The following is a 16,509-nucleotide window of genomic DNA, read 5'->3' as shown; positions in this document are numbered from 1 at the left end:
CAGCTTGTGGACATAACTCTGATGGCCGGTGTCGAAGAGAATCCGGTCGGCCGGCGAGTCGAAGACACGGTGCAGCGCGATGGTCAGCTCGACAACGCCCAGATTCGGCCCGAGATGACCGCCGGTCTTGGAGATCGCGCGGACGAGGAAGGTGCGGATCTCCGCGGCCAGCTGGTTCAGCTGCTCCGGGCCGAACCGGTCCAGGTCGCGCGGTCCCCTGATACGGGTCAGCAGAGCCACCCGTGCCTCCTTGCTGTCGAGCTGTCCTGTCGAGTTTGCCGATCTGTCGAGTCTAATGTTCCGCCTACGACGGCGCGGCGCGGGCCATGCGATGTACATCACGCGGATGGCCGAGAACATGCACGTGCCCGGCACCGGAGAAGGTGCCGGGCACTGCGCGGGCCGGGGGACGGACCTAGGTGCGGCCCGCCGACTTCTGGGTGCGGCGGGAGACCGAGTCGATCACGACCGCGGCGAGCAGCACCGCGCCGGTGATCATGAACTGGATCTCGCTGGCCATGCCGAGCAGGTTCAAACCCTGCTGGATCGACTGGATGACCAGCATGCCCAGCAGTGCGGACCAGATCTTGCCGCGTCCACCGAAGAGGCTGGTGCCGCCGATGACGGCCGCGGCGATGACGTTCATCAGCGTGTTGCCCGCGCCGAGGCTCTTGGTCGCACCGCCGGAGAGGCTGGCGATGAACAGACCGCCGACCACTGCCAGGATTCCCGCGATCACGAAGACGGTGATCCGGACCATGTCCACGTTGATACCGGCGCGGCGGGCCGCCTCGGCGTTGCCGCCGACCGCGAAGATCTGCCGGCCGTAGCTGGTGCGGCGGGCCACGAAGTCGGCGACGACCAGGACCGCCAGGAAGATCACCAGGGCGAGGGGAAGGCCCCGCGACTGGTTGAGCTCGTAGGCGGCGACGAAGGCCAGAACGGCGACGACGGCGGTGCGCAGCACGATTTCGCTCAACGGGCGGGACGGCAGATCCGCGGTCCGGCGCCGGCGGCTGTCGAGCAGCATCGAGCCGAGGTAGGCGACGACGGCGACGAGCGCCAGGCCGTACGCGGCCGCGATGTCCTCGAAGTAGTAGTTGGTGAGCTGGTCGACGACGCTCCCGGTCGGGGTGTTGATGCTGCCTTCCTCGCCCATCAGCCAGATCTGCAGACCGCTCCAGCCGAGGAAGCCGGCCAGCGTCACGACGAAGGCGGGAACGCCGATCTTGGCGAAGAAGAAGCCGTGGATGAAGCCGATCAGCGCGCCGGCGGCGAGCGCGATCAGCACCGCGAGACTGTCGTTCATCCCGTTGGTGACGCTGAGCACCGCCCAGATGGCGGCGCCGACACCGGCAACCGAGCCGACCGACAGGTCGATCTCGCCCAGCAACAGCACGAAGACGATGCCGACGGCCATGATGCCCTGGCCGGCGACGTAGATGCCGATGTTGCTGAGGCTGTCCGCGGAGAGGAAGGCCGAGGTCATCGACTGGAAGATGATGCCGATGGCGATCAGGCCGAGGACGACGGGGATCGAGCCGAGCTCACCGCCGCGGACCTTGCGCTTGAACTCGGTCCAGTAGCCCGTGAGGCCCTGTTCGCGGATCAGGAGGCGGGGGTCGACCGCCGGGACCGGTGCCGCGCTGTCGTCCATGACTTGGGGGGATTTGGTGTCACTCATCACGATGCCTCCGCGGTCCGTGCCTGACGACGGGTCACGGCGTTGTCCGTGGCACCGGTGATCGCGGCGATGATCTCTTCGTGGGAGGTGTCCTTCACGGAGAAGACACCGTTGTTGCGCCCGAGGCGCAGCACCGCCACGCGATCCGCGACGGCCTTCACATCGGCCATGTTGTGGCTGATGAGAATGACCCCGAGGCCGCGCTCGCGCAGCCGCTCCACCAGGTCGAGAACCTGCGCCGTCTGCTCCACGCCGAGGGCGGCGGTGGGCTCGTCGAGGATCACGACCTTGGGCTCACCGATCAACGCGCGGGCGATGGCGACGACCTGGCGCTGCCCGCCGGAGAGCGACGCTGTCGGGATGCGCACGCTGGGGATGCGGATGGACAGCGTGTCCAGCAGTTCCTTCGCGCGCTTCTCCATCGCGACCTCGTCGATGACGGTCGCGCGGCGCACCTCGCGGCCCAGGAAGAGGTTGGCGACGACGTCGAGGTTGTCGCACAGGGCGAGGTCCTGGTACACGGTGGCGACGCCCAGGTCCTGGGCATCGTGCGGCCGGTGGATGTCGACCTGCCGGCCTTCCCACTCGATGACGCCCTCGTCGATCGGATGCACGCCGGCGATCGTCTTGACGAGGGTGGACTTGCCGGCGCCGTTGTCGCCCACCAGGGCGACTACCTCGCCGGTGTGGATCTCCAAGTCGACCGCGGTGAGCGCCTGTACGGCGCCGAACCGCTTGGAGATCCCGCGCAACGCCAGCACGGGCGTAGCGGACACGTGAATCATCTCCTTCGCCGCCTCAACGGCGGTGATGCCGCGCAGTTGAGGATGCGCGGGCGATGGTGCATTGAGCAAGGGGAAGCGCAGGGCGTACGGCCGGGTGGCCGTACGCCGCTACGGCTTCTGGCTACTGGAGACCGGCGTCCTTGCAGGCCTTCGCGAAGGTGGCGGTGCAGATCTGCTGGACGGTGTAGACCTCGTCCTTGACGATGGTGTCCTTGATCTTGTCCTTCGTCACGATCTGCGCACCGTAGAGCTTGGACGGAACGCCCTTCTTGCTCTTGCTGTCGACCTTCTGCGGGGTCAGCGAGGCGATGTCCTCACCGTTGAGGAGTGCGACCGCGATCTCGGCGGTGGTCTCCGCCTCGGGCTTGATGCCCTTGTAGATCGTGAAGGTCTGGCTGCCCGCGAGGATCCGCTGGAGACCGGCGAGCTCCGCGTCCTGGCCGCCCACCGGAACGTCCTTGACTCCGGCCGACTTCAGAGCGGTGATGATGCCGCCCGCCATGCCGTCGTTGGCGGAGTAGACGGCGTCGAAGCCCTTCTTGCCGAGGGAGGTGACGGCGGCCGCCATCTTCTTGTTGGCCTCGTCCGGCGACCAGTCCGGAATGTCCTGCTCGTAGACGATCTTCTTGACCTTGCCGTCCAGGACCTTGTGGGCACCGGACTTGAACAGGCCGGCGTTCGGGTCGGTCGGCGAACCGTTGATCATCACGACGCGGCTGTCCTTGGCCTTGTCGCCGAGGGCCTGGATCACACCCTCGCCCTGGAGTTCGCCGATCTTCTCGTTGTCGTAGGAGACGTACGCGGAGATGTCACCCTCGGCCAGCCGGTCGTACGCGACGACCTTGACACCCTTCTTCGCAGCCCCGTCGACCCAGGACTTGGTCGCGGTGGCGTCGACCGGGTCCAGGATGATGACCTTTACGCCCTTGGTGATCAGAGCGTCGAACTGCTTCTTCTGCGTCTCGGTGTCCTGGCTGGCGTTGTTGTAGTCGACCTTGCAGTCCGCGCAGAGGGACTTGATCTTCTTCTCCATCAGCGGCCGGTCGAAGGTCTCGTACCGGGTGGTCTTGTTCTCCGGCAGGAGAAGGCCGATGGTCTTGTTGTCGCCGCCGCTGCTGTCACTGCCGGCCTTGCCGCAGGCAGCCATGGACAGTGCCATGGAGACCGCCGCTGTACCGATGACGACGCGCCGCATCATTGCGTTCATCTGTGGAACCTCCCTGACGAGGCCGCGTCGTTGCGGCCGAGGTGGCTGGAAGTCAACTCGGCCACCAGCTGAGCGTCAAGAAGTAAATCCTTAACGAGATGGCAACGATGCCATACGTTATCTAAGTGAAGGTTAGTTTAGCGGCCTGCGAGACCCCATCCAAAAGGGTCGAATCGCCCATTTCATTCAGTACGAGCGCCAGCGCGCCCAGTACCTCCGCGCGGCCACCGAGCATCCCCGGGACGACGGAGAGTTGGCGGGCCGCGCTCGGGATCGCATAGCGCGCGACTGACTCCCGGACGGGGTTCAGCACCAGGTCCCCGGCCTCCGCCAGGTCCCCGCCGATGATCACCCGGCGGGGGTTGAGCAGGTTGCACAGATTGGCGATGCCGCTGCCCACGTGGCGGCCGATGTCCCCCACCACCCTGCGGCAGCCCGGATCGCCCTCCCGGGCGAGCTGCACCATACGCTCCACGGTGAGATCCGGGCCGTGGCTGGAGAACAGCAGCGGGAGGACGTAGCGGGCCGCGGTGAAGGTCTCCAGGCAGCCCCGGTTGCCGCACCGGCACACCGGCCCCGACTCGTCGAGCGTGATGTGGCCGATCTCCCCGGCCGTACCGCCAGGACCGCGGTAGATCTGCCCGTTGATCACCAGGCCGGCACCAACACCGCTGGCGACCTTGATGTACGCCAGGTCCTTCACCCCGCGGCCACTGCCCCAGACGAGCTCACCGAGTGCACCGAGGTTGGCGTCGTTGTCCACGTGCACCGGCACTCCAAGGCGCTCGGTCAGCTCTTCCCGCGGATTGATGCCCACCCAGCCAGGCAGGATGGCGCTCGAGCCGAGGGCACCGGTCTCCACGTCGATCGGCCCGGGCACGCCGAGCCCGACCCCGATCACCTTCGTCGCGCCGCCGGTCGTCGCGATCAAGCGGTTGACGAGGGCTTCCGCACGGTCGAAGCCCTGCGCCGCGGAGGCGTCGACGTCCAGCGGCTCGGCCTCCTCGGCGAGCACCTGGTGGGCCAGGTTGCCGACCGCGACCCGGAGGTGGGTGTGACCGAAGTCGACGCCGACGACGATCCCGGCGTCCCCGCTGAGCGAGACGCTGCGCGCCCGTCGTCCGCCCGCCGATGTGGGTGTGACCTGGACCGTTCCCCCGTCCTTCAGCTCCCGGACGATGTTCGAGACCGTGGCGGCGGACAGGCCCGTGCTGCGGGCGATCTCCGCCTGGGTGAGCGAGCCGGCCAGCCGTACCGCGCGGACGACCCGCTCGAGATTGGCCCGGTGCAGCGACGACTGCGATCCCGGAGTCTCCACCACGGTCTGATCACTCCCACCTGGGGCAGGACGAGGCCGCAACGATGGGACCCCGTCGTGTACAACATGTGAACTCTAAGCTGAGCCCTCCAGGCTGTCTCCCGTCAAGACCTTGACCGGGTGGGGTATCTCGTACAGCCCAGCATGGCGGCCCCACTGTGGGGCCCCACAGCTGTCCCCGGGGCGACCGCTACTTGAGGGCGCCGGCCGTCAGGCCCGCGACGACCTGCCTCTGGAAGAGGATGTACGCCGCCAGCACCGGCAGCATCGCCATCACCAGGCCCGCAAAGAGACCTGACCAGTCACCCTTGTAGCCCTGACTCACCGCCAACTGGACCAGGCCTTGGGAGAGCACCTTCCGCTCCGGGTCGGTGTTGAGCACCGTCGGGAGCATGTACTGATTCCACTGCCCAAGAAAGTTGAAGATGCCGACGCTGATCAGCCCGGGCTTGGCCATGGGCAGCATCACCAGGAAGAAGGTCCGGGTGTGTGAGGCGCCGTCGATGAGCGCAGCCTCGGCCACCGAGGTCGGCAACGTCCGGAAGAAGGCCGTGAGGAAGAACACGGTGAACGGCAGCGAGTAGGCGATGTAGACCAGGATCAGGCCGTGGATCGTGTTCAGCAGCCCCATGTTGTTCATGACATAGAACAGGGGGACCAGCGCCAGGATGATCGGGAAGCTCATCCCTCCGATGAAGAGGAAGTAGAGGAAGCGGTTCCCGGGGAATTCGAAGCGCGCCAGTACGTACGCCGCCATGGAGCCGAGCAGCATGGTGCCGGCCAGCGAGCCCCCCACCACCAGGACGGTGTTGAGGAAGTAGTCGCTCATATGCGCCTGGGTCCACGCCCGCGACCAGTTCTCGAACTGCAGCGCCGTGGGCAGCGCCCAGGGCGAGGTGAAGATCTCCTTGTCGGTCTTGAAAGAGGTCATCACCGCCCACAGCAACGGCATGACGACCATGAAGGCCCAGAGCACGAGCATGCCGTGGGAGAAGACATTGAGGACTTTTCCCTCGCTGCCCTTCTCCGGGGCCGTGCCCGGAGCGGTCTTCCGCACCGCCGGCGGGCGCTCCTCGGCGACGCCGGCCGGAGGGGTGTCCGTGATCTTCATCAGTACTCCAGCCGCTCGCGCCGGCCCAGCCGCATCACCACGGCCGCGAAGGCCAGGGTGACGATGAGCAGGGCGACACCGATCGTGGTCGCGTAGGCCGCCTGGCCGTCGCGGAACGCCTTCACATAGACGTACAGCGGCAGCACCGTCGTCGAGTAGTCGGGGCCGCCGCCGTTCGGGCCCACGGTCATGATCTGGACGACCGCGAAGGACTCCGCGCCGAGCGCGAGGATGCCCATGTAGACCCAGCCCGACTGCACGGTGTCCCAGAGCAGCGGCAGCGTGACCTTGAAGAAGGTGGTGACGCGGTTCGCACCGTCCAGCAGTGCCGCTTCGTAGAAGTCCCTCGGGATGGAGGACATCCCCGCGGAGAAGAGCACGACGAAGAAGCCGACCGTACTCCAGACGAGCACGGCCATCACGCACCAGAGTGCGAGATCCGGGTCGCCGAGCCAGTTCGGCTGAACGCCGTCGAGGCCGACGGCCTGGAGCGCCGAGTTGAGGGCACCGCTGTTGGGGTTGTACGCGAACTGGAAGAGCAGGGCCACGATCGCGATCGACAGCACCTGCGGGAAGAAGTACACGATCTTGTAGAAGGCCGAGCCTCGCACCCCGGCGATGGCGGCGCCCTTACGGCGCCGCCCGCCGACATTGAGCATGAACGCGAAGAACAGCGCGAGAGAGAGCGTCACCAGCGGCAGCAGCACCGCGAACAACAGGCTGTGCTGCAACGACTTCCAGAAGATCCCGTCGTCCAGCAGCCGGCCGAAGTTGCCGAAGCCGACCATGCGGAAGTCCGGACTCAGGCCGGTCCAGTCCGTGAACGAGTAGTAGATCGCCTGGATGAACGGCCAGATGACGAAGAGTACGTAGATCGCCAGGGGAGCCGCCAGGAACCCCACGATGAACCGGTACTTACCGTGCTGCATGCCTACCGACCCCGATCTGCCCGCGGGTGCCGCCGCTGGTTCTGCGTGTCACCGGAGGCCACCCCGGCCCCCGGGGTGCTCACTGGTGCTTGAAGTGCTGGACGGACTCGTCCTTGGCCGCTTCGTCGGCGTAATCCTGAATCTTCTTGATCGCCTCGACGGGGGTGAGCCGGCCGGCCATCAGCTCGCCGATGCCGGCGACACCGATCTTCTCCTTCTGCAGTGCCACGTACCAGTCCTGGAGACGCGGATTCAGCACGTTCTCACCGGCTTTGTCCAGGGCCGCGATCGCGGAGGTCAGGCCCGGCGGCAGGGTGAGCCCGTCGGTGCCGCCGTTGAAGGAGGTCAGCGAGGAGACCAGCCGCGTGAAGTTCTTCGACGACTCCTCACTGAGCATGATGCGCAGCTGCTCCATGCCGCCGACCGGGTTCTTCGCCTTGGCCGGAACGATGAAGGGCTCACCACCGGAGGCCCAGATGGTGCCGAATGGCATTTTGTCGGACTCATCGAGACTGGAGGGGGCGCCGACCCGCATCTCGAAGTCCTTCGGCGTGGTCTTCTTCGACTCGTTCTCCACCCAGGAGCCGTTGGGGATGAACAGCGCCTTGCCCTCGTTCCAGGCGGTCTGGGACTGGATGTGGTCCAGGCCCGGGGTGCCCTTGAGGACGTACCCCTTCTTGTAGAGCTCGTAGTACGCCTCGAAGGCCGCCTTCACGGCCGGGTGCTTCCAGGCGTTCGGCTCCAGGTTGTCGATCGCGTCGAGCACCTCGCGACCACCGATCTTGCCGATGAAGGGGTACAGCGAGAACGGGATGTAGTACGGGTGCTTACCCGCGTACGTCCAGCCCGCGATGCCCTTCTTCTTCGCCTTGGCGCAGACGGCAAGCATGTCGTCCCAGGTCTCCGGGTACTCGGCGTCGAGTCTGTCGAGCGCCGTCTTCGAGTACCACACGCCGTAGACGGTGTAGGCGTAGTAGAGGATCCAGACCGGCTGTCCGTCGAACTGGCCCATCGCCGCGACACCCGGCCGCAGCGTGTCGCGCACCTTCTTGCTCGGGTCGTCGATGGACGGCGCGTCCAGCAGCGCGGTGAGGTCGGTCAGCTGCTTCTTGCCGACCAGGACTCCCATGTCCATCTGCTCGGCGCCGGCGTTGTCGATCAGGTCCGGCGGGGTGCCGCCGTTGAAGCGCGGCTGGAGCACCGACTGGATCTTCTGCGTCGCCGCGTGCTTGACCTTCGCCTTGGGATACATCTTCCGGTAGACGGCCTCGGCGTCCTTGGCGTACTGCTCGCCGAAGCCGCCGTCGAAGATGACGACCTCCAAGGGTGCGCTCGCATTGACGCCGAGCGGGTTCTCCTTGGTCTTCTTGCCCTTGTCGACCTGATTGCCGCCGCTGTCGCTGCTGGCACAGGACGACAGGAACGTCATCGTGGGGACACTGATCAGGCCGATGGCCGCGGACCGCTTGATCAGATCGCGGCGGCCAAGGCCCTCGTGGTGGTGGGCGGAGGTGGATCCCATGCTCAAGTCCTCGCCTTCTCCAGGACGCAGGCGGTGTACCGGTCCCCCCAGTAACTCGCCTCAGGCGAAGGGCCCCGCCACCGCGGTCAATGAAGCTGGGTCGTTCGGTTGCGCCGGAAACGACGGGAAGAGGAATGCACAGCGGCTGACGCCGACTTCTTCCCCCCTGCCGCCCCCGGGTCCCTCCTTTGATCCGCGGCCGAAGAACACGTCGCGGATTCGACAGGTATAGTGCTCCGGCTGTCGTGCGGGCAAGATCAAAAGCAGCCTTGCCGGGTACTCTTTCCCGAGTTGAGACCTCGGCGCGCAGGGGAACATAGCGTCAGGACAAAACAGGCCTGATGCCCATCCTTCGGTCATGCTGCCATCGGCCGACCGAGTGGAATGTCCAACTCCCTTGACACCACCGGCCCCATCAACCATTACTGGTCTTTGCGCGACCAGGTTGACAACGTTGTCAGTATTGTTGGAGGGGCTGGATATGCGGCGACGCAGAAGATGGCGTGGTCATGGACGAACGGTCGCCCTGCTGGCGGCCGCAACGATGACCCTGACGGCACAGGGGGCAGCGGTCGCAGTGCCCCGCGAACCCGCCCGGGCCGCACAGGAGTTCAGCTCCTCCTTCGAGACCGGCGACCCCCAGCCGACCTGGAGCAATGAGGTCGAAACCGGCCCCGACGGCGAGAAGAAGGCGTCCGGAGTCGACGGCGGCTATTCCTCCGGCATCCCGGGCAACGTGACCGGAAAGGTCATCGAAGTCCGCGCCAGCGCGGAGTACACCGACGCCGGGGAGATCAAGGAAAATCTCGTCGATGGCGAAATCACCACCAAGTGGCTCGCCTTTGAGAAAACCGCCTGGCTCGAGTTCGAGTTCGACGAGCCCGTCAAAGTCGTGAAATATGCTCTCACGTCCGCCAATGACGCGGCCGGACGTGACCCCAAGGACTGGACCGTCCGCGGATCGAATGACGCCCAGAACTGGACCGCCCTCGACACCCGTACGGACGAGGTCTTCCAGGACCGCCACCAGACCAGAGAGTTCGACTTCGAGAACACCCAGACGTACCGCCACTACCGGATCGACATCACCCGCAACGCCGGGGACCCCATCACCCAGCTTGCTGAGGTGCAGTTCTCGAACGGGGACACGACCACACCCACGCCCACCGAGATGCGCAGTCACACCGACCGCGGCCCGTCCGGCTCCCCCACGGCCAAGGCGAACGCCGGCTTCACCGGCACCCGGGCCCTGCGCTACGCGGGCGCGCACAAGCCTGACGGCCGGGCGTACTCGTACAACAAGGTCTTCGACGTGGACACGGTCGTGACCCCGGCGACCCAGCTGTCCTACCGGGTCTTCCCGTCGATGTCCGAGACCGACCTCAACTACCCGGCCACCCATGTCTCGCTCGACCTCGCCTTCACCGATGGCACCTATCTGAGCGATCTCGGCGCGGTGGACCAGCATGGCGCCCGGCTGACTCCGCAGGGCCAGGCGGCGTCCAAGACGCTCTATGTCAATCAGTGGAACCACAAGGAGTCCCGGATCGGGCGGGTGGCCGCCGGGAAGACGATCGACCGGATCCTCGTGGCGTACGACTCCCCCAAGGGCCCTGCGAAGTTCCGCGGGTGGGTGGACGACATCTCCATCGCCCCCAAGGCTCCCGAGAAGCCGCTCGCTCATCTCTCGGACTACGCGGTGACCACCCGCGGCACCAACTCCAGCGGCAGCTTCTCCCGCGGCAACAACTTCCCGGCCACCGCGGTGCCGAACGGCTTCAACTTCTGGACGCCGGTGACCAACGCCGGCTCGACCAGTTGGCTGTACGAGTACGCCCGCGCGAACAACGCCGACAACCGGCCCACCGTGCAGGCCTTCAGCGCCAGCCATGAGCCGAGCCCCTGGATGGGCGACCGGCAGACCTTCCAGGTGATGCCGTCGACCGCGAGCGGCACCCCGGACGCCTCCCGCACCGCCCGCGCCCTCCCCTTCCGGCACGAGAACGAGACCGCCCGTCCGCACTACTACGGCGTCACCTTCGACAACGGTCTCAAGACCGAGATCGTGCCCAGCGATCACGCGGCGATGATGCGGTTCACGTTCCCTGGGAACGACGCGAGCGTCATATTCGACAACGTCAACAACTCCGGCGGCCTGACCCTCGACCCCGCGAGCGGCGTGGTCAGCGGCTACTCCGACGTGAAGAGCGGCCTGTCCACCGGCGCCACGCGGCTGTTCGTCTACGGCGTCTTCGACGCGCCGGTCCGCGACAGCGGCAAGCTGGAAGGCGGCGGCGGCAAGGACGTCACCGGCTTCTTCCGCTTCGAGCCGGATGCGGACCGTACGGTCACCCTGCGGCTCGCCACCTCGCTCATCGGCGTCGAGCAGGCCAAGGCCAACCTCGCCCAGGAGATCCCGGGGTCCGTCTCCCTCGAGGCGGTGAAGGCCCGAGCTCAGGCGGCCTGGGACGACATCCTGGGGATCGTCGAGGTCGAGGGCGCCACCCGCGACCAGCTCACCACGCTCTACTCGAACCTCTACCGGCTGTACCTCTACCCGAACTCCGGGTTCGAGAACACCGGCACCAGGCGGAATCCGAAGTACCAGTACGCCAGCCCGTTCTCCCCGCCCGCGGGCGAGAACACCCCGACCCGCACCGGCGCGAAGATCGTCGACGGCGAGGTCTACGTCAACAACGGCTTCTGGGACACCTACCGGACCACCTGGCCCGCGTACTCCCTGCTCACCCCCAAGCGAGCGGCGAGCATGGCCGACGGCTTCGTCCAGCAGTACAAGGACGGCGGCTGGATCTCCCGCTGGTCCTCGCCGGGCTATGCCGATCTGATGACCGGCACCAGCTCCGACGTGGCCTTCGCCGACGCCTACCTCAAGGGCGTGGGCCTCGACGCCGAGGCCGCGTACGAGGCGGCGCTGAAGAACGCGACCGTCGCCCCGCCCGCGCCCGGCGTGGGCCGCAAGGGCATGGGGACCTCGGTCTTCCTCGGCTACACCAGCACCCAGACCCGCGAGGGCATGTCCTGGGCGCTGGAGGGCTACCTCAACGACTTCGGCCTGGCCAAGATGGCCCAGGCGCTCCATGCGAAGACGAAGAAGGCCCGCTACAAGGACGAGGCCGCCTATTTCCTCAACCGCGCGCAGAACTACATCAAGCACTTCGACTCGCGGATCGATTTCTTCCAGGGCAAGGACCCCGACGGCAACTGGCGGGTCTCGCCCGACCAGTACGACCCGAGGGTCTGGGGTCACGACTACACCGAGACCAACGGCTGGAACTTCGCCTTCACCGCCCCGCAGGACACCCGCGGACTCGCCAATCTCTACGGCGGACGGGCGGGCTTCGCCAAGAAGCTCGACACCTTCTTCTCCACCCCCGAGACGGCGGAGCCCAAGTACGCCGGCTCCTACGGTGGCGTCATCCATGAGATGACCGAGGCGCGGGACACCCGGATGGGCATGTACGGGCACAGCAACCAGGTGTCGCACCACATCACGTACATGTACGACGCCGCAGGCCAGCCCTGGAAGACGCAGGAGAAGGTCCGCGAGGTGCTCTCCCGGCTCTACCTGGGCAGCGAGATCGGCCAGGGCTACCCGGGCGACGAGGACAACGGCGAGATGTCGGCGTGGTACGTCTTCAGTGCCCTCGGCTTCTACCCGCTGGTGATGGGCAGCCCGGAGTACGCGATCGGCTCGCCGCTCTTCACCAAGGCCACCGTGCACCTGCCGGATGGCGACCTGGTGGTCAAGGCACCGCGCAACAGCGCCCGGAACGTCTACGTCCAGGGTCTTAAGGTCAACGGCAAGCAGTGGAACTCCACCGCGCTGCCGCACTCGGCCATAGCCCACGGCGGCACCCTGGAGTTCACGATGGGCGACAAGCCGTCGTCCTGGGGCTCCGGAAAGGACGGCGGGCCGACCTCCATCACCAAGGGCGACAAGCCGCCGTCCCCGATGGACGACGTGACGCCGGCCAAGGGCTCCGCGCTGACCGACAACACCTCCGGCACGGACCAGTCCTTCACGTCGGCCGATCTGGACCTGGCCTCGCCGTCCCGCGTGGCGTACTACACGCTCACCTCCGCCAAGCGTGACCAGGCTCCGACGGCCTGGGTGCTGAAGGGCTCGACCGACGGCACCGCGTGGAAGGTCCTGGACCGGCGGACGGACGAGTCCTTCGCCTGGGACCGGCAGACGCGGGTCTTCTCCATCCCGGACCAAGGCTCGTACCGCCACTACCGGCTCGAACCGGTGGGTGGCGCGGCCACGCTGGCCGAGGTCGAGTTGCTCTCCTGAGAACCGGGGCGAACCCCCATGCGGCAGGGCCGCACCCCTTCGAGGGGGTGCGGCCCTGCCGTTCTTCTTGCGACGCGCCCGGGGGTCAGCCCAGAGCGAGTGTGAAGACGTGAATGTTCTGGTTGCCCGGCAGCGTGACGCTCTTGATCGTCTTGCCGGCCGGAGCCTTGAAGGGCACGGTCGCGAAGACGTAGGTCTGCACCACGTCCTTGTCGCCGCCGCTGACATTGCGGTACGGGGTCTTGGCCACGGTCTCGTTGCCGTACTGGATCGTCCCGCCTCCGCCGCCGACCGTCCAGTCGGTGAAGGACAGATCGGCCATGTCCGAACTGCCGTCGGTGTAGGTGACCTTCGCCTTGGCCGACTGGTTCCCGTTGACTGCACTGCCTAGGAAGGACAGTGCGGTGGCTGCCCGGGAGAGCTCGATGGTCTGGCCGTTGGCCGAGGCGTTGTCGGGCCGGGCAACCGGTGACGCGGGCCAGGTGTACTCCAGGCCTGCAACCGTTCCCTTCCCGCCCGGCGTCAGCCCGGCCTGGCCCAGGGCCTGTCGCGAGTAGCTCCAGCCGCCGCCGTCGTAGTCGGCCTCGTCGTGCTCCCCGGCATCGTCGGAGGCCCCGACGTTGTCGTACGCAGCGAGGAGGGTGCCCGGCGCGGCCACCGTCAGCATGACCGGCTGGACGACCTTCGTACCGTCACTGGTCACCGTCACCTTGGCGTCGTAGAAACCCTGTGGTGTCCCCTCACCGGCGCTGAGGGTGATCTCCGCGGTGCCACCGGGGTCCACCGTCCCGGAGGCGGGTGAGGCCGTGAGCCCGTCCGGGGCGTCGACGCTGAAGCGCACCTCGGGCCCCTTTCCGTCGCTCACCTTGACCGCGGCGACCTGCACCTTCATGCTCCCGCCCGGAGGGATGGTCCCAGCCGTCGGGCCGACCCCGATCTGGTACGGCTGCTCGCCGTCGCGGAAGGACGGCGGGGCGTCGGCCGGGTCCGCACCCCAGGAACGGTTGGGCTCCTTGCCCAGGGTGTAGTCGAGCCGCCCGCCCTTCTGGACGAGGGACGCGGGAACCCAGGGCCGGTCGCTCGCCCGGCCGTTGACCTTCAGCGACTGCACATACGGTGCGTCGGACGCGGCCTGGGGAGCGGTGATGGATATCGAACGGCTCCCGCGCTCGATCTCGACGCGCGGGAACAGCGGGGAGGCCAGGACGAGTTCGGCGCGCGAGGGGACCTGGGGATACATGCCCAGTGCGGAGAAGACGTACCAGGACGACATCTCGCCGAGGTCGTCGTTGCCGGGGATGCCGCCGGGCTGCGTGGACCACAGCTGCTGCATCGCGGCCCGTACGGTCTCCTGGGTCTTGTACGGCTGCCCGGCGTAGGCGTACAGGTAGGGGACGTTGATCGAGGGCTCGTTGTCCATCTCGGACTTCTCGCCGCCGCCCCGGGTGAAGGCCCAGCTGCCGTCGGCATTGTGGAAGAACGTGTCGAGGCGCTTCACGGCGGCCTCCTTGCCGCCCATGGCGGCGAACAGGCCCGCCGGGTTGTGCGGGACCATCCAGGTGTACTGGGCGCTGGTGCCCTCGACGAAGCCGTTTCCGGTCGCCGGGGTGAAGCCGGTCACCCAGCTGCCGTCCGCCTTGCGGTTGGCGATGTAGCCGCCGGTCTTGTGCGCGGCGGCGTTGAAGTTGTTCTGCCACCACTGGGCACGCTGGGCGAAGGTCTTGGCGGTCTTCTGGTCCCCGGCAGCCTTGGCGAGCTCGGCTATGGAGAAGTCGGCGCCGGACATCTCCAGGGTCTCGGCCGCGCCGCCCCAGGCGTTGGAGACGGACGGCATGTAGTGCAGGTCGAGGTACTTGTCCAGCGAAGGTCGCTGCCCGACCGACAGGACCGGCTTGCCCGCGTCACTCAGATCCTTCTCGGTCGGCACGGTGGCCGCCTTGACGAGGGATGCGAGAGCGCCGTCGAGGTCGAAGTCCGTGCCGCCGAAGGCCCGGATCCCGGCGAGGGCGGGCGCCGACGGATCGCCGTTCATGACGTGCGTGCCGCCGGCGTTGTGGATCCAGCGGTCCCAGATGCCGCCGTTCTGGCGGGCGAGGTTGAGCAGCGACTGGGCGATGTCGGAGCCTGCCTCGGGCTCGAGGAGGGCCAGCAGCTGCACCTGCGAACGGTAGACGTCCCAGCCGGAGAAGGTGCCGTACTGGGCCCGGTGGCCCTTGCTCACCCGGTGCACCTTGCCGTCGCTGCCGGCGTAACGGCGGTCGGCGTCGCTGATGACGTTGGGGTGGAGGAGGGAGTGGTAGAGCGCGGTGTAGAAGGTGGTGCGATCCGCCTCGCTGCCGCCGCCGACCCTGATGGCGGAGAGCTGCTCGCGCCACGCGCGCTGCGCTGCCGCCCGTACGTCGTCGAAGTCACGGGAAGGCGGGTTCTCGGCGGCGAGGTTGGCCTTGGCGCCCGCTTGGCTCACATACGAGATGCCGACCTTGACGCCAACCGGGCCTGCGCCGGGGGCGAACTGCACATAGCCGCCCGAGCCCTTGCCCGCGACCGGTCGGCCGTCGGTGCCGTATCCGCCCGTGCCGCCCTTGGCGCTGCTCGTGCCCTTGCGAAGATCCCCGTCCTGCCAGGTGCCGTGGGCCGTGAAGGGCCGGTCGAAGGTGGCCGTGAAGTGCAGGGTGTAGTAGCTGCGGCGGCCCTCGGGGTCGAGGTAGCCGCAGAAGTTGCCGCTGGTGACGGATCCGGAGACGGTGCGGCGGGCCGGGTCGATGGTGACATCGGCATCCGTGCTGCCGACCTCGGAGTTGGCACTGCGGATCAGCAGGGAGGCGGGCTTGTCCTCGGGGAACGTGAAGCGCGCGGACCCGGTGCGAGCGGTGGCGGTCAGATCGGCGGTGACGCCGGATGCCATGCTGACCTTGTAGCGGCCGGGCTCGGCGGTCTCGTCGGAGTGGCTGAAATTGGCCGCGTACACCTCGTCCTTGGTGTCCGCGGCAGGGGACGTGGTGACCTCGCCCGCGTGGGGGAAGAACGGTATGTCGCCCGAACCGCCGGCACAGCCCGTGCCGGACATGTGGGTCAGACTGAAGCCCCGGATGCGAGTGGCGTCGTAGTGATAACCGCCGGGAGCGGCGGTGCGGGTGGCGTTGCCGCGGGTGTTCTCGGGGCTGAAGGAGAGCATGCCGAAGGGCAGCACGGCACCGGGGAAGGTGTTGCCGCCATTTTTGCTGCCGATCAGTGGATCGACATACGCGGTCGGGTCGTCCGCCAGAGGCGGAGGGGGAGCCGCTGACGCGGGCGTGGCCTGAGAGGGCGCGATGAGGCCCACCGTCAGCGCCACGGCCGCCAAAGCGGCGGAGGGGCGGAAGAACATGGCGGTCCTGCCTTGTGGAAGGGCCGCGATCGCCGGGTCGAACAAGCCGGAAGCGACCGTACCCGATGCGCCGCGTCCACCGTAAGCCCACGTACGCCGCTGCTGGACAGCCATCCCTCCCACCTGCGCTCAATGCACTTGACAACAGGGGGCACTTGGCGGCCTACTGATCCCGACCCTTATCTGACAACGTTGTCGCGATCGTGGGTCGAACAAGCCACCCCCCGTGCGTTCCCGATACGGCGCGGTGGGGGCTCCCCCCTCTCCCAGG

General features: G+C 67.4%; 10 protein-coding genes. 1 reads left to right on the top strand and 9 read right to left on the bottom strand.

What is annotated here, in order from left to right; all coding sequences use genetic code 11:
• The 8 genes from ACTWQI_RS29685 to ngcE all read right to left on the bottom strand — a co-directional run.
• Nucleotides 1-240 (bottom strand): 1-deoxy-D-xylulose-5-phosphate synthase N-terminal domain-containing protein (locus ACTWQI_RS29685; protein WP_443275181.1); only part of this gene is annotated, 240 nt, incomplete at its 3' end.
• Between the two features lie 175 nt (nucleotides 241-415).
• On the bottom strand, nucleotides 416-1,684 hold the full coding sequence (locus tag ACTWQI_RS29680; RefSeq protein ID WP_443275180.1) for a sugar ABC transporter permease: 1,269 nt from the start codon (nucleotides 1,682-1,684) through the stop codon (nucleotides 416-418).
• Nucleotides 1,684-2,469 carry an ATP-binding cassette domain-containing protein gene (locus ACTWQI_RS29675; protein ID WP_443275178.1) on the bottom strand — a complete coding sequence of 262 codons (786 nt, stop codon included), beginning with the start codon at nucleotides 2,467-2,469 and terminating at the stop codon, nucleotides 1,684-1,686. The genes ACTWQI_RS29680 and ACTWQI_RS29675 overlap by 1 nt, the downstream gene beginning before the upstream one ends.
• 121 nt (nucleotides 2,470-2,590) lie before the next feature.
• The gene (locus ACTWQI_RS29670; protein WP_443275176.1) at nucleotides 2,591-3,676 is read right to left on the bottom strand and encodes a substrate-binding domain-containing protein; all 1,086 of its coding nucleotides are present in this window, start codon (nucleotides 3,674-3,676) and stop codon (nucleotides 2,591-2,593) included.
• Between the two features lie 121 nt (nucleotides 3,677-3,797).
• Nucleotides 3,798-4,994 (bottom strand): ROK family transcriptional regulator, encoded by a 1,197-nt coding sequence (locus ACTWQI_RS29665; RefSeq protein WP_443275185.1) that lies wholly within the window; start codon nucleotides 4,992-4,994, stop codon nucleotides 3,798-3,800.
• Nucleotides 4,995-5,184: 190 nt separating this feature from the next.
• The gene (locus tag ACTWQI_RS29660; RefSeq protein WP_443275175.1) at nucleotides 5,185-6,105 is read right to left on the bottom strand and encodes a carbohydrate ABC transporter permease; all 921 of its coding nucleotides are present in this window, start codon (nucleotides 6,103-6,105) and stop codon (nucleotides 5,185-5,187) included.
• Nucleotides 6,105-7,034 (bottom strand): carbohydrate ABC transporter permease, encoded by a 930-nt coding sequence (locus ACTWQI_RS29655; RefSeq protein ID WP_443275173.1) that lies wholly within the window; start codon nucleotides 7,032-7,034, stop codon nucleotides 6,105-6,107. The genes ACTWQI_RS29660 and ACTWQI_RS29655 overlap by 1 nt, the downstream gene beginning before the upstream one ends.
• Nucleotides 7,035-7,113: 79 nt before the next feature.
• Nucleotides 7,114-8,556 (bottom strand): N-acetylglucosamine/diacetylchitobiose ABC transporter substrate-binding protein, encoded by a 1,443-nt coding sequence (gene ngcE / locus ACTWQI_RS29650; protein ID WP_443275172.1) that lies wholly within the window; start codon nucleotides 8,554-8,556, stop codon nucleotides 7,114-7,116.
• 481 nt (nucleotides 8,557-9,037) lie between these two features.
• On the opposite strand from ngcE, the gene ACTWQI_RS29645 reads away from it, so the two are divergent.
• Entirely contained in the window at nucleotides 9,038-12,871 is a 3,834-nt protein-coding gene (locus ACTWQI_RS29645) for a GH92 family glycosyl hydrolase (RefSeq protein WP_443275170.1), read from the top strand.
• A gap of 85 nt (nucleotides 12,872-12,956) precedes the next feature.
• On the opposite strand, the gene ACTWQI_RS29640 is transcribed toward ACTWQI_RS29645, so the two are convergent.
• A complete protein-coding gene (locus ACTWQI_RS29640; RefSeq protein ID WP_443275183.1) occupies nucleotides 12,957-16,238 on the bottom strand; it encodes a GH92 family glycosyl hydrolase in 3,282 nt (1,093 codons plus the stop codon).
• Between the last annotated feature and the right edge of the window lie 271 nt (nucleotides 16,239-16,509).

Origin of the sequence: Streptomyces sp. KR80, from assembly GCF_052245555.1 — a bacterium.
Taxonomy (GTDB): Bacteria; Actinomycetota; Actinomycetes; order Streptomycetales; family Streptomycetaceae; genus Streptomyces.
The sequence above is the reverse complement of the archived record's forward strand: the minus strand, read 5'-3'. Positions and strand labels throughout refer to the sequence as shown.